The organism is Vibrio sonorensis (assembly GCF_001854765.1).
GTDB lineage: Bacteria > Pseudomonadota > Gammaproteobacteria > Enterobacterales > Vibrionaceae > Vibrio > Vibrio sonorensis.
The window spans coordinates 97,511-111,723 of sequence record NZ_LJJE01000060.1; the positions used below are offsets into that span (position 1 = coordinate 97,511).

General features: G+C 44.7%; 10 protein-coding genes and 2 pseudogenes. 6 read left to right on the forward strand and 6 right to left on the reverse strand.

Features of this window, described 5'->3' with window-relative positions; translation table 11 throughout:
- Positions 1–197 precede the first annotated feature (197 nt).
- On the forward strand, positions 198–857 hold the full coding sequence (locus BLO31_RS09720) for a 2OG-Fe dioxygenase family protein (protein WP_139158983.1): 660 nt from the start codon (positions 198–200) through the stop codon (positions 855–857).
- A pseudogene (locus BLO31_RS09725) lies at positions 841–2,075 on the forward strand (cysteine desulfurase-like protein). The gene BLO31_RS09720 and the pseudogene BLO31_RS09725 overlap by 17 nt, the downstream one beginning before the upstream one ends.
- 78 nt (positions 2,076–2,153) lie before the next feature.
- Here BLO31_RS09725 and BLO31_RS09730 read toward each other — a convergent pair.
- Positions 2,154–2,978 carry a DUF2797 domain-containing protein gene (locus BLO31_RS09730; RefSeq protein ID WP_070965289.1) on the reverse strand — a complete coding sequence of 275 codons (825 nt, stop codon included), beginning with the start codon at positions 2,976–2,978 and terminating at the stop codon, positions 2,154–2,156.
- A gap of 258 nt (positions 2,979–3,236) precedes the next feature.
- Here BLO31_RS09730 and BLO31_RS09735 point away from each other — a divergent pair, with 258 nt between their 5' ends.
- Complete coding sequence (locus tag BLO31_RS09735; RefSeq protein WP_070965505.1) at positions 3,237–4,535, forward strand: GGDEF domain-containing protein; 1,299 nt, start codon at positions 3,237–3,239, stop codon at positions 4,533–4,535.
- Here the strand turns inward: BLO31_RS09735 and BLO31_RS09740 are convergent.
- From BLO31_RS09740 to BLO31_RS09750, 3 genes are read right to left on the reverse strand one after another with little or no spacing between them, the layout of a single operon-like run.
- Positions 4,525–5,277, reverse strand: a complete 753-nt coding sequence (locus BLO31_RS09740; RefSeq protein ID WP_084659748.1) for a SanA/YdcF family protein — start codon at positions 5,275–5,277, stop codon at positions 4,525–4,527. The genes BLO31_RS09735 and BLO31_RS09740 overlap by 11 nt on opposite strands.
- A complete protein-coding gene (locus tag BLO31_RS09745; RefSeq protein ID WP_070965299.1) occupies positions 5,250–5,573 on the reverse strand; it encodes a DUF3392 domain-containing protein in 324 nt (107 codons plus the stop codon). Before BLO31_RS09745 ends, BLO31_RS09740 begins: the two co-directional genes overlap by 28 nt.
- 49 nt (positions 5,574–5,622) lie before the next feature.
- On the reverse strand, positions 5,623–7,311 hold the full coding sequence (locus BLO31_RS09750) for an NAD-dependent malic enzyme (protein ID WP_070965302.1): 1,689 nt from the start codon (positions 7,309–7,311) through the stop codon (positions 5,623–5,625).
- 188 nt (positions 7,312–7,499) lie between these two features.
- Between BLO31_RS09750 and BLO31_RS09755 the strand changes: the two are divergent.
- The 3 genes and pseudogenes from BLO31_RS09755 to BLO31_RS09765 all read left to right on the forward strand — a co-directional run bounded on the left by BLO31_RS09755 (position 7,500) and on the right by BLO31_RS09765 (position 11,297).
- Positions 7,500–9,853 (forward strand): annotated as a pseudogene (locus BLO31_RS09755) (helicase-related protein).
- A gap of 284 nt (positions 9,854–10,137) precedes the next feature.
- On the forward strand, positions 10,138–10,515 hold the full coding sequence (locus BLO31_RS09760; protein ID WP_070965305.1) for a transporter: 378 nt from the start codon (positions 10,138–10,140) through the stop codon (positions 10,513–10,515).
- A 146-nt stretch (positions 10,516–10,661) separates the two neighbouring features.
- Positions 10,662–11,297: a porin family protein gene (locus BLO31_RS09765; RefSeq protein WP_070965310.1), complete on the forward strand. Its 636-nt coding sequence runs from the start codon at positions 10,662–10,664 to the stop codon at positions 11,295–11,297.
- A gap of 51 nt (positions 11,298–11,348) precedes the next feature.
- Here BLO31_RS09765 and BLO31_RS09770 read toward each other — a convergent pair whose 3' ends face one another.
- Together BLO31_RS09770 and BLO31_RS09775 are read right to left on the reverse strand one after the other, a co-directional pair.
- Positions 11,349–12,539: an amino acid aminotransferase gene (locus tag BLO31_RS09770; protein WP_070965313.1), complete on the reverse strand. Its 1,191-nt coding sequence runs from the start codon at positions 12,537–12,539 to the stop codon at positions 11,349–11,351.
- Positions 12,540–12,728: 189 nt separating this feature from the next.
- Positions 12,729–14,204 carry an HD domain-containing phosphohydrolase gene (locus tag BLO31_RS09775; protein ID WP_070965317.1) on the reverse strand — a complete coding sequence of 492 codons (1,476 nt, stop codon included), beginning with the start codon at positions 14,202–14,204 and terminating at the stop codon, positions 12,729–12,731.
- Positions 14,205–14,213: the final 9 nt, after the last annotated feature.

The window sequence follows — 14,213 nt, forward strand, 5'->3', positions numbered from 1 at the left end:
TGGTTTTTGCTTTGGTGATTTTGCTAATTTGGATTAATTACCTGACCTATCACTCTATAGAAGAATATAAGTCTTAATTTTATTGTTTTTTGACATTATGAGTTGTCAAAAGTTGAATTGGCGGAATAAATGCGATTAGACTCAATGTAAATCAAATGTTGCACAATGGTTGTTGCAATGTGTATTTCAAGGAGCCGATGATGCTGAGTAATCGCCAAAGCACACTACATCTCACCCAATTAAGCCCTGAGGCGCTGAACCAACTGTCGCCATCCTTTGCTAAGTTACCTAGCACTGAACACGCCGATGGACAATATCGCTTAAGACGCTACTCAGTTATTCGTTTTTCGAAGGGAAAAGTCATTGAGCAGGATAGAAATGTTTTTGTTCAAACGGGAGATATTAACCGCTTTCAGGGTGACGTGGTTCGCGAGTTTGAACCTTTACTCTCTTCGACTCTTCAAAGTGAAGGCATGCGTGAAATCTGCGAGATGTTTATGGCAAGTAATGAGCTGGCGGATGGTCAGGAAATCGAAATTCATCAAATCCGTATCGCCGCGGTTTACGATGAAACGCAAGTAGCGCCAGAGGGTGTGCATCAAGATGGGTTTGACCACATCGCTATCATAGGTGTAGAGAGGCACAATATCGTCGGTGGGGAAATCATGCTTTACAATCAGCGCCACGAAGCTCCGTTTTATCGCCAAGTATTAAAAAACGGCGATGTCGCTATGCTGGATGATAGTCGGCTTTGGCATAACGCCAGCCCGATTCGCACCGTTAAACGCGGGGAAAAGGGGCATATGGATGTGTTTGTATTGACTGCCAAAGGAGAGAATCGTGCACTTCAATCTTAACCATGTAAGAGCGCAATTTGATGCTCTTAATCAAGAAGTAAATGGTATTCGACCCCTATTCCTCGACGGTCCAGGAGGATCACAAGTGCCAAGATCCGTTCTGGACTCAATGAGCGAATACCTTGGTCACTACAATTCGAATCTCGGTGGTCATTTTTTTTCCAGTAAAACGACCACGGAATTAATGCTTAATGCTCGCCGTTCAGCGCAGGTATTAGTAAACGCTCCAAGCTCAGACAATATGGTGTTTGGTCCTAATATGACCTCTTTGACTTTTCAGCTAAGTCGAGCAATTAGTAGAGACTGGAAAGAGGGAGATGAAGTCGTTGTTACCGCACTTGATCATTACTCCAACGTATCTAGTTGCAACAGGCCGCAGAAGACAATGGCGTGATCGTTCGGCAAGCTAGAGTTGAACCAAGTGATTGTACTTTGGATGTAGAACACTTGCTGTCGCTTATTGGAGATAAAACTCGCCTAGTGGCTGTTACTCTAGCGTCTAATACGACCGGTTCAATAGTGGATGTGCACGCCATTGTTGAAAAAGCTCACCTCGTAGGAGCTATGGTATACATTGACGCAGTACACTTTGCACCGCACCATTTGGTTGATGTTCAAAAACTCAACTGTGACTTTCTGGTTTGTTCTGCTTATAAATTCTTTGGGCCACATCTTGGTATCGCTTATGTGGATGAAAAGTGGTTAAACCGATTGACGCCATATAAGGTCGAACCTGCGCCAAGTATTGGTCCGGGTCGTTTTGAAACAGGCACTCAGAGTTTTGAAGCATTGGCTGGTTTAGTTTCGACAGTGGAATACCTAGCCCAGCACGGTCCAGAAGACAAACCATTGAGACAAAGGTTGGAAGCTGCCTTTGCTTTGTACAACCAACATGAGACTGCAATCAGCGAACGGTTTTTGAGTCGCCTTTCGAGGCTCAAAGGGGTGCAGTTGTGGGGGATCTCCCAAGCCAATACAGAAGTTAGAACGCCAACGTTTGCCTTAACCTTCGACAGTCATTCGCCTGAAGAGGTAGCAAAAGCACTTGCCGATCAACATATATGTGTCTGGAGCGGACACTTTTACGCAGTGGGCTTAGTTCGACAGTTGGGCTTAGAGGATAAAGGGGGCGTGGTAAGAATCGGTTTTATGCACTACAACACCATTGACGAAGTTGACCGCCTAATGGATACCTTAGAAAGTATTATTACCCGCTAAACAATGAAACAAAGCCCGCTATGTCGGGCTTTGTTATACTTAGCTGTCCTTATTCGCCACGGTTTTTATTACTAGAAGCTAGGCGCTGACTTCAACTTCGTAGGATGTGAACTTTCGAATGTTGATCACGCCTGTATCAAGTATTAGGTACTGGCCTTTTATCCCTTGTAACTGCCCGGATACAATAGGGTTCTTGTCAAAGTTATGGGAGGTGATTTTCGTCGGATGAACTTCGACCGGGTAGGCAATATCGGTAATAGTTTCGTCTAGAATTTCTACTGCATCGTCACCAAAACGAGCCTTAACTTCATCAATCTTTGCTTGTATCAATGGCAGTAGCTCTTTGAACCGCTCCTCTAAAGGCATTGGTTCGCCATCTTGCTTTAATAGGGTGCGCCAGTTGGTTTTATCCGAGATATGTTTGGCGAGCTCTACCTCAATAAGCCCAGAAATCTGGCGAGTTTTCACTTTTAAAATGGGCAATCCTTGTGTCGCGCCTTGATCGATCCATCGCGTTGGAATTTGGGTATGTCTCGTAATTCCTACTTTTAAACTAGAGGTGTTCGAAAGGTAAACGTAATGATCCACCATGCAGTTCTCTTCACCCCATTGAGGCTCTCTACAAGTTCCTTGTTCGTAATGGCAAGTTTCAGGTTTCATTATGCACATATCGCAACTGGCCAGCTTTTTCATACAGACAAAGCAGTGACCCTGTGAGTAGCTCTTCTTGGTTTTCTTACCGCAAGAGCAGCAATAGATGTTTCCGGTGTGGGACAAGGTGATCGATTGGCCGATAAATGGAGAGAGATCGACGGTTTCTTCACCCACTGGCAGGGAATATTTCACCGAACCATCGAGGGAAGCACGCATTTTACTTAGCGTGCCTTTAGCTAATAACTTCATGACATTACTCTATTTTTTATAAAAGGCAGCCTATATTGGCCGCTCGTTGTGTCGTTATTGTAGCAAATATTACGAACACCAACCGCATTAAGAAATCAACACAAAAAGTAGTATTTTTCAAAAATAGTTGAATCGGCTCCATTTTTTCAGATTAAAAGTCAATGGTTACATGTAAAAGTTGGCATTAAGGTTATAAAATTATTAATAAGGCATTGGTGAGTTTGCAATGCCTGTAGTTGCAGTGTTCGGGTGCCAGTATTGAAATTCATTCATAAGTCAGTTTTTGCCTTGGTTGTGCTAACCGTTGCTATCGTGCAGTTGTATTTACTGTACGGTGATACAAGGGTCTACAAAGTACAGCCAAGTCACTATCATTTTTCGGCGAGTAGCGACCAAGAGGTCGAGGGGTTGTCGACGGCAAAATTAGCTTTGAATGATCAAGGTGGAGTGCTCGACTGTGAATTGAAAACGAGTGACTATCCTTGGCCATTTTGTGGTGTGCGAATTGAATTTGATGAAGATCCAGAGTTTGGTATTTCTTTAAAGAACTACCACACGGTGCGATTGGACGTAGATTTCGTCAACCTCGACGACAACAGTTTTCCAAGAATGCGTTTTTACCTGCGCAACTTTAACCCTTCGTACTCTGATCCCGAGAATGAGTACACTCTTAAATACAACGGTCTTGAGTATCAGCCTAACAGTGATCAAGGCGTTATCAATATTCCGATTGCTAACTTGCAAGTGATGACTTGGTGGTTGGCGGATAACAATATTGGTATTGAGCACTCTGCTCCAGAGTTTAGTAACATTTCTCGCATCGAGTTTGCATCGGGATCAGGCAATGCTTTGGGAAATTATCGCTTATCGATAAATAGCATCGAGTTTGTCGGCAACTATATTGAAGGCGAAACTTTGATGTTGTTGCTCTTGGTCCTCTGGGTCTCTTTGGCGCTGGTTTACAGTGTTGCTGAGATCCGAAGAAGTCGACTTTTAATCGTTAAAGAGCAAAACAGGCAGCACCACCTTAAAAATCTCAATCGTACCCTTAGAGCCCAAAATTACGAGTTTGCTGAACTCGCCCACCGAGATGCACTCACTGGTGCAATGAATCGCCATGCCATTCGCGATTGGCTCAATCAGAACTACTCAACGGACAGTGCTACAGGCGGTCCTTTGTCAGTGATTTATCTCGACATAGACCATTTTAAAACCGTGAATGACAAGTATGGTCATAGCGTGGGTGATGATGTATTGCGAGAGTTTACATTAGTTGTTATGGGTATTTTAAAGCCCTCTGACCGCCTAGTTCGGTGGGGAGGCGAAGAGTTTGTTATCTTTTGTCAGGACGCCAATATTGACCAAGCAATTGGAAAGGCTGAGCGAATTCGACACACTATTGAACAGCATATCTGGGTACACGGTGACCAGTTGACCAGCAGTATGGGAGTGGCAGAGTTAAAACAAGAGAGGCCTATAGACATGATGGCCAGAGCGGACGAAGCACTTTATCAAGCCAAGCACAAAGGAAGAAACCGAGTCGAAGTTAGTCTTTAGGCTCTGGGAGAAGCGCCTCTTCACTAGGTTGCGACACAATAGGCTCTTTTGGACCGAGGAACTTTGGTTTTGCGTTGAGAATGTAAAGGTCTAAAAATGCTTTGCTACGAGCAAATACTTCTCTTAATCGCACTTTGAATCCAGAATGAGAAACTGGGTCGGGCACCGCCAAACAACGCGCCTGAATGTCGTGGCTGTTAGCGATAAACAGGGCTCTTTCACAGTGAAACTGTTGCGAAACAATTAAGAAGTTATCCGTATCAAATATCTCTTTCGCTCTTACTATCGAATCTAGAGTTCTAAAGCCCGCGTAATCCAAATAAATCACATCTTCTGGTATGTCTGCAGCAAGGAGATCTCGTTTCATCGTCCAAGGCTCATTGTACGAACGATGTGCATTGTCTCCACTGAGAAGAAAGTTATCGACTTTATCGCTTTGGTACAGTTGGATGGCAGCACCAATTCGCTCGGTATAATATTCGTTTAAACTGCGACCTTGGTATTTACTAGTACCCAGAACCACCGCCACTTGGTAGTGTTCAATATCATTAAGGTGATGATATATCTGGTCTTTAGCTTGATAAGATACCCACCTATCTATCGCCATTACGATTATGACACCAGCGATCACCAGTATTGGCAGTATAGCCAATATTCTAGTAACGGCGTGGGTAATTCGCTCGTATGACGTTGGACGATGAAAAATATCTCTCACTAGATTTGACGATTCCTTTGAGCCCAGAGTCCGATCAAGACAAAGCAACTGATAATTAAGCAGAACATGGTGCCTGCTTCCAAAGACCGCAATGCTTGAGTCAAATATGGGGTGGCTTTAACTATGATTAAGCCGTAACCAAATGCGTTTATCAAGATAAATACGCAGGTACGCACAATAAAGTTCTGATTGTTTGTTAATCTGCGAACAAACGCATTGATCTCACCCCCTAACATCACTAATAAACAAGCAATGAGAGCGGTAGAAATTTCAGATAAATAAGGGATTAAATGGTAACCCGCTGGTGCAAAAAATTTAAACATGATTAAAAAATGAAAAAGCCCCCGATACAAGCGGGGGCGGAGTTAGTGATTAGAATGATGTACGCTTGTATCGACGATAAACAGGTTGCCAGAAATGAGATTCGATGGCTTTGTCCAATGCTTCATCGGTGATCTCCAAAGCAACACCTTGTTCGATGGCCTTTTTACCCACGGCAAAAGCAATTTTTTTCGATACAGAGTGAATGGCTTCCAGTGGTGGCAGCAGAGCACCTTGACCGTTGATAGCCATTGGTGAGCATTCTGCTAGCGCACGGCTAGATTCCATCAACATTTCGTCAGTGACACGCTTTGCACCCACGGCAAGTACACCTAATCCAATACCCGGGAATATATAGCTGTTGTTACACTGGGCAATCGGATAAGTTTTACCCTCGTGTACCACTGGGTCAAATGGACTTCCGGTCGCGACTAGGGCTTCGCCGTTGGTCCAGCGAACAATATCAAACGGTGTCGCTTCGACACGGCTAGTCGGGTTTGAAAGAGGGAAGACAATTGGGCGAGGGCAATGTTTGTGCATCTCTTTAATGACTTCTTCACTGAACAGCCCCGGAGCCCCAGAAACACCAACAAGTACTGTTGGTTTTGCATTGCGCATAACATCGAGCAAGGAGTAAGCCGTGCCCTCTGCTTCCCAATTGGAAGTGTTTTCAAGTTTTTGCACTAGTCTTTGTTGGAAGTCTAGCAAGTTGGGCATACCTTCTTGCAACAGACCCCAGCGATCAACCATGTAAACTTGAGAACGCGCTTGTTGGTCGGAAATACCTTCAGATACCATCTGAGCGATAATTGCTTCGGCGATACCACATCCAGCAGAACCAGCGCCAAGGAAAGTAACGCGTTGTTCACTCAGTTGAGTTCCTGCGGCTTTACACGCGGCTAGCAGTGAGCCAACCGTGACAGCTGCCGTACCTTGGATGTCGTCGTTAAAGCAGCAGATGCGATCTTTATAACGCTCTAACAGTGGCATTGCGTTTTTCTGGGCAAAATCTTCAAACTGAATAAGAGCATCAGGCCAGCGAACTTGAACCGCTTGGATAAACTCTTCAATAAATGCATCGTACTCAGTACTTGTGATCCTTGGGTGACGCCAGCCCATGTACATCGGGTCCGCAAGGCGTTGTGGATTGTTGGTGCCGACATCTAGAACGATTGGCAGAGTGTAGGCAGGACTAATACCACCACATGCGGTGTAAAGTGACAGCTTACCAATTGGAATACCCATACCACCGATACCTTGGTCGCCGAGACCAAGAATACGTTCGCCATCAGTGACAACGATGACTTTTACGTTGTGGTTTGCGGCGTTGTTTAGCAGGTCGTCGATTCTGTCTCTGTTGGGGTACGAGATAAAGAGACCACGACCACGGCGATAGATATTAGAAAAGTTCTCACACGCTGCACCAACGGTTGGCGTGTAAATAATGGGCATCATTTCGCTAATGTGGTTTTGTACTAAACGGTAGAACAGGGTTTCGTTGGTATCTTGAATGTTGCGAAGGTAGATATGTTTATCCATATCGCTTTCAAAACTGCAATACTGTTGATAGGCGCGTTCAACCTGTTCTTGTATGGTTTCTGTCGCTTCCGGTAGCAAGCCTTCTAAGTTAAAAGAAGAGCGTTCCTCTGCGGTAAAAGCACTGCCTTTGTTAAGCAGCGGTGTGCTCAACAGTGCTGGACCGGCATAAGGGATATAAAGTGGGCGTTTATCGTTGTTCATTGCTTGCCTATTATAGGGTATGTAGGATCAGGAAAATTTTAGGGATTCACTAACGTAATGTAAACCGCTAAACCCTTTAATGTTAAGTCACAAACCAAGGTTAACTCAACTTGATAACATCAAAACCTCGATACCAGAAACAAAGCTAAGGTATACTGGCCGACATTAATTCCAGCACAACGCCTAGCATGTCATCTCTTCCTATTGATTCACTCCATACTTCTTTTGTTGAACAACTGCCAAAAAGCGACCTAGTAATCGAAGCTGAAACTGGGTCGGGTAAGTCGACGCGTTTGCCTATATGGGCTTCAGAAATGGGGCGGGTGCTCGTTGTCGAACCTAGGCGGATTGCTTGTACTTCGCTCGCTGAGTTTTTATGTGAGCAGAGTGAGGAAAAAATCGGCAATCGGATAGGTTTTGCAATCAAACTTCAAAACTGTTTTTGTGAGAAGTCAGACATAGTATTTGTTACCCCCGGCGTAGCGTTGCGCTGGTATGCTGAGGACAAGCTCGCTCATTTCGATGTGGTAATGGTTGATGAGTTTCACGAGCGGCGCTGGGATACCGATTTACTCGTAGCATTGTTGAAGAAAGAAGAGTCCCATCGTCTTATCGTGACGTCTGCCACGCTGGAAAGCCGCAAGCTCTCTCAATATATAGGGGCGGAGCTGTTAACCTCGAAAGGTCGAAATTACAGAGTGGAGATAGCACATAGAGCTCATGACTCTCGCCACTTACCCGACGCAAGGAATCTAGAGTTACTTATCGCGGATGAAGTGAATACTCAACTCAGCAATGACCACTATCAAGGGGACATTTTGGTATTCCTGCCGGGTAAGAAAGAAATTCAAAACGTCGCACAAAAGCTCAATCATTTGGACGATATTTTAGTTACGCCGCTTCACGCCTCTGTCAGTGAAGAGAATAGAAAGCTCGCGCTGGAAGTTCAACCTAAGCGCAAAGTTGTGCTGGCGACCAATGTGGCTGAAACGTCACTGACTATTCCCAATGTGACCACAGTGATTGATTCTGGCTTAGAAAGAAGAACGGAACAGCGCAATGGCAGAACAACGTTGAGCTTGAAACACATTTCGAAAGCAAGCGCAGCGCAAAGAGCCGGACGTGCAGGCCGCGTGAGTAACGGCCAATGCATACGCTTGTACGGAGAGCACGCCGCGTTAAATCCAGTAACCCCTCCTGAAATGCATCGAGAAGCGTTAACAGAAGCCATGTTAGCGGCGGCTTCCAGTGACCATAATCTCGTCAGTCTAGACTGGTTAGATCCTTTGCCAGAGAAGTCTCTTGCCGCTGCTCAGCAATTATTGTCTACCATGGGTGCGATAGACGAAAACGGGTTGGCAACGGAACACGGCAAACGAATGTATCCATTGCCCATCGATGCGGTATATGCAGATTTAGTGACCCGTATTGAACGTAAACCACTTAAAGAAGCCATGGTGGATTTGACTGCGGCATTGGCGACTCCAGCAAATTTATACGTTTTGAAAGGCGATGAGATTGAGCGGGAAAAACTCGATGAGGAAGAGCCATTAGGGTGCGATGCACAACTTTTGATTGGATTGATCAGAGGAGTGCGTTTTTCTGCAATTACAGTCGACGAAACGGCATTAAATGAGGCTCGGCAATTGGCAGTGCAAATGCGAGAACTGTTTGAATTACCGCAGTTAGAAGTAGCGTCTAGATACGACCACACTTCGTTAACTCATGCCATAGCAAGTTTGCACCCAGAACTAGTATTTATTCGTCGGGAAAAGCGTGAACAGGCATTTGCAAATGGGCAAATGGAAGTGGCCTTAGGGAGACAATCCCGCTTTAAAGGCAATCAACATGGCGCATTAGTGCTAGATACTTACAGCTACCAGGTAGGGGAGTGAAGCAAACCCTTAACTTGGCGACAGTGACGATGCCTATTTCCCTTTCTCTACTTGAAGAGCTTGAGCTGGGTGAGTGGAAGCAAGGCGAAGTGGTTGACGTTCAAGGTGAGGCAAAGGTGTGTATGGAGTTGATTTATGCTGGTCGGAAAGTAGCGACTCGGTACAAAGAACTCGACGGCAAGTTAGCGATTAAACCTTTGGTTGAAGCAGTGACTAGTGGAGAAAAACTGCCGGGATTTGCTTTAAAACGAACCCATGAGATCGACCACTGGAAGTTGTATGTCGAATTAGGGCTTAGTGAGTCGCATCAGCAACACGCAGACGAGACATTTGAGCAGTGGTTCACTGAGCAGCTAAATCTCCTCGAATTAAGCAGTATGGAAGAGCTGGATATGTTTAGTGAGGAAGATTTTCCCTTTGAAGGAATACCTTATTGGGAATATGAAGATTTCTCCCAGAGCTTTCCCTTTGAACTCGCACTTGGAAATTTGAATCTCGACGTCGAATATTATTGCAGTAAAAAGCTTGTACACGTTGTATATCGCGATGGATTGCGAAAAGAAGACCCCAAACGCTGGGAACTGCCAAAGTGGGGTGGCTGGCGAGTTCAGTATAGAAAATCGAGCCGAATCATCGATGTTCGTTGATGAGCTTACAATCAGTAGATAGGTGAATTTTTATCATCTTAAACGCGGTTAATTATTTGGTATTCAAAATATTAAATACCAGTACTGATATGGGATTGGTTTGTTTTTTTAATGTTACCGCATTGGTGTTTATATAATTTTTCCTGTTCTAGAATCGGTATAGAAGATGATTGTTTTATATCGTATTGCTATATCCTTTTGCTTGACTCATAGTGGAGTTATCCAAACGGAGAAGGAAGTACCGTTCGGGTCTTAGTCTCAATGTTATTGTCACGGGGGGTGATATGGAGCATCAAGGCAAGGCAAGTGTTACTTTCGATTACACGACTTTTTTAGGAGCAAACTGCAGCAAAAAATGGACGTTTTTAGAAGCGATGAGTACCGTTGCTCCCATCTTTGGTCTGGCTTGGAAAAACAGCATTCAAGAAGTCAGTACGGCAGAAGATAGGCTTTGGGATCAAGCAATGAAATCGCTTTCGGCCAGCCGCAGTGATGAAGCTAATTTGTTAACTCTGGTCAAATTGGCGGAGTGTGAGGGTATTGACGAGATAACTCTACTCATGCCATACGAACTAGAACTCACTCAGCTAGACTGGCTGAGGGAGAAGACACACGCGGACATTGCGCCAAGTCCTCAAGATCAAATCGTAATCAAACTCTAGCCAACAGAAGCCACTCTTTTCAGAGTGGTTTCTTCGTTTGGGTCACAGCTTTTGAGCAATTTGCTCAATAAGCGACTTTCTGTTACCCGAGATTAAGGTATGATTAAAGTTTAATAGGGAATGAATACGGTAACGCAGAGGAAGCAATGAAACTGGGCCAATCACTTTTAGTCGCTTTGGGGGTAATGGGTTGTCCAGCAATGGTATTTGCCGATGATTCCACGACAAACAATATTCACTATGATTACTTATATGCCGACCTCTCTGCGGGCTCACTTAGCGATGACTTACTAGACAACAATAAGGGTACAACATTCAGTGTTGGTGGTCATTACACCATGACAACTGATTGGTTTTTCGTACTCGATTACAACGCCCGTTTTATTCACAGTGATACAGAAACCGAAGAACTGTATAGCCTTTTACCGGGTATAGGTTACCGCTTTGAGTTGTCTGAAGATTTAGACCTGTATACCAAGATTAAGGGCGGATACCAGCGAAAAAGAGTTACTCTAGATGCTACCGATCAAGAGCTTTTTAGCGAAACAAAAACTGCATGGGGTGCGAACCTTGGCATCGCTTATGCCGTAAGCGATAAGTTGGAAGCGCGTCTGGAAGGTGAAACAATTAGAAGTAACCTGTTTGACGAATGGATCTTTCTCGCGCGCGCGGATTATCAGTTGTCTCCACGTTTCTTACTAGGCGGATTTTATCGCCATCGCGACGATGATACGCGAACCACTAATGAAGGTGGTGTTTCACTCAAGTTCTTGTATCGATAACCAAAAAAAAGAGCCGACATTGTAGTCAGCTCTTTTAAATTGGTCAGAGACTTATAGTACTGCTGCAATCGCTTTACACAGTGGTCCCATATTTGATTTAGTCATACCCGCAACGCTGATTCGGCCAGAGCCCACGATGTAAATCCCAAACTCTTCTTTTAGACGGCCTACCTGTTCTTTACTCAGACCAGAGAATGAGAACATGCCATTTTGACGTTCGATAAAGCTAAAGTCTGCGGCTACGCCTTCTGCTTTCAGTGTAGATACAAATAGCTCACGCATTTCTTGGATACGATCACGCATTTCTGCTACTTCCGCTTCCCATTCAGCTCTTAGGATAGGGCTGTTTAGGATCTGAGTTACCACGGCACTACCATGCGCAGGTGGGTTAGAGTAGATTGAACGGATGATGGCTTTCACTTGAGAAAATGCTTGTGTCGCCACTTCGTTTGACTCTGCAACTAGAGTGAATGCACCCACGCGCTCGTTGTATAGACCAAAGTTCTTAGAGAATGAGCTAGCGACTAGGATCTCTTTGTTGTACTTAGCAAAAGTGCGTAGACCTTGTGCGTCTTCCTCAACGCCTTTAGCAAAGCCTTGGTAGGCAAAGTCAAACATTGGAAGCAGGCCTTTCTCAGCCACTAGCTTGGCAAGGGTTTCCCACTCTTCAGCCGTTGGGTCGATACCCGTTGGGTTGTGGCAGCATCCGTGTAGAAGAACAACATCGCCTTGCTTAGCGCCTTCAAGGTCAGCCAGCATTGCAGCAAAGTCTTTGTCTTTTGTTTCTGCGTTGTAGTAAGAGTATTGAGCGATTTCTAGGCCAGCAGCAGAGAACACACCATTGTGGTTTGCCCAAGTTGGGTTACTGATCCAGATTTTAACATCGCCTAGCTGGCGTTTGATAAACTCACCTGCGACGCGTAGAGCACCAGTACCACCCGGAGCTTGAGCCGTTTTAGCACGTTGGTTAGAAACGATCTCTGCCTCTTCACCAAATAGCAGTTTCTGAACGGCTAGACCGTATTCAGCAGTCCCTTCGATTGTTAGGTAAGATTTTGTTTTTTCCGTTTCAACGAGTGTTGCTTCTGCTTTCTTAACTGTAGCGAGAACAGGCGTTTGGCCTTCTTCGTTCTTGTAGATACCTACACCTAAGTTAATTTTTTCTGCGCGAGTGTCTTTTTTGAACTCTTCAGTCAGGCCAAGAATAGGGTCAGCCGGAGCGGCAACTACTTTTTCAAACATAATCGTCATCCATGTTAATCGAAGGGAGAAATATTTAGTTATTTATACCCTTAAGGTGGGTTTGACACAACAAAATACCGAGGGAAATAGAAAAAAAGTCAGCTCATGGAGTAGGAGAGGGATAAAAAGCACATTTTTATAACTAATCACCTCTACTGGCTGTACCAGTAGAAGTCGATTTTAATGCGCTCATGCGGGTAAGGCTTCAAACTCCTCTTCTTGTTTATCCTTGTAGCGGCGGGCGATTTCAACGAACTCGTGTTCAACGCAGAGGAATGCATCGACGACTTCGGGATCAAAGTGTCCGCCTCTGCCCTCTAAAATAATTGATTTGGCTTTTTCATGACTAAAAGCGGGTTTATAGACTCGTTTCGATATTAAGGCATCATAAACATCAGCCAACGCCATTAATCGACCTGAAATCGGTATATCTTCACCAGATAGCTGATTTGGATAACCGCTACCATCCCATTTTTCGTGGTGGGTAATGGAGATTTCCTTGGCGACGCGCAAGAAAGAACTACTGCCTAGCTGTCGCTCGGCGATAGAAAGGGCTTGAGCACCGATTTCAGGGTGATCCTTCATAATTTCAAACTCCTCTGCGGTAAGTTTGCCCGGTTTTAGTAGAACCGCATCGGGAATACCGACTTTACCCACGTCATGCAGTGGGGCGGATTTGTATAAGAGTTCAATATACGCAGGGGTTAATTTTTGTGCGTATTTCTCTTTGTTCGCCATCTCTATTGCCAGTGCTTTAACGTATTCTTGGGTGCGAAGGATATGCGCGCCTGTTTCATTGTCTCTTGATTCTGCGAGCGCCGATAGGCTGACTATGGCAACGTCTCTGGTCGTTTTTACTTCTTGTTGGCTTGCCTCAAGGCTGTCTAACATTGTGTTGGTAAGCGAGGAAACGGAGCCGAGTTCATTGTGCTCAAAAACAGGTAACCGCTTGGAAATATTCCCTTTGGTGATCTCCATTAAGGTGCACTCTTGACTCAGCAACACCTTTTTCATCAGCTTAGACCACATTATCAAGATGGCGATAACGTAACCGCCAAGTACAAGAGAGATATAAAGAAACTCCTTAACCACGCTAATTGCACCGGAGCCATCAACAATTCGGTCTGGGTTGTGTTGCAACCAAAAAATATCTTTCAAAGCAACCATGGCGAGCATAGTTGTTAGGGTAAGCAGCAGTAGCCCCATCAATGAGATCATTTGCTTGACCAGTGAGCGGCGCTGTCCGAAAAGTGAAAGGGCAAAAGAGTCCTGCTCGGACATTCGGTCAAAGTGCGTTAACTTGCTCTCTAGCTGCAATAAGGTTCCAGTGAAAAAACCAAATAGCGTCATACCAAATAGCACTTTTAAATTGCTGTCCAATGGAAAGTCATAGTGTAAATTGTAGAAAGCCGCTAAGGGTAGGCTACCCAAAAAGAAAAGGGTGGTATCTAGTTGAGCGTGCTTCTGTTCTTTGACTAAAGAATGTGTACGTAAAAGAAAATGCCGAACTAGAAATACAAGACCGTAAGTTATCGAAACGTGGAACAAGATTTCTCTAGCGCTCAATGTCTCTAACATTGGGCACACTCTGCTGCCATAGGTACCGAATATAAAGGCCGCAACAACATAGAGTCGCAACGTAAGTGAGGCGTTGTAGTGATTCATAGTTAAGCC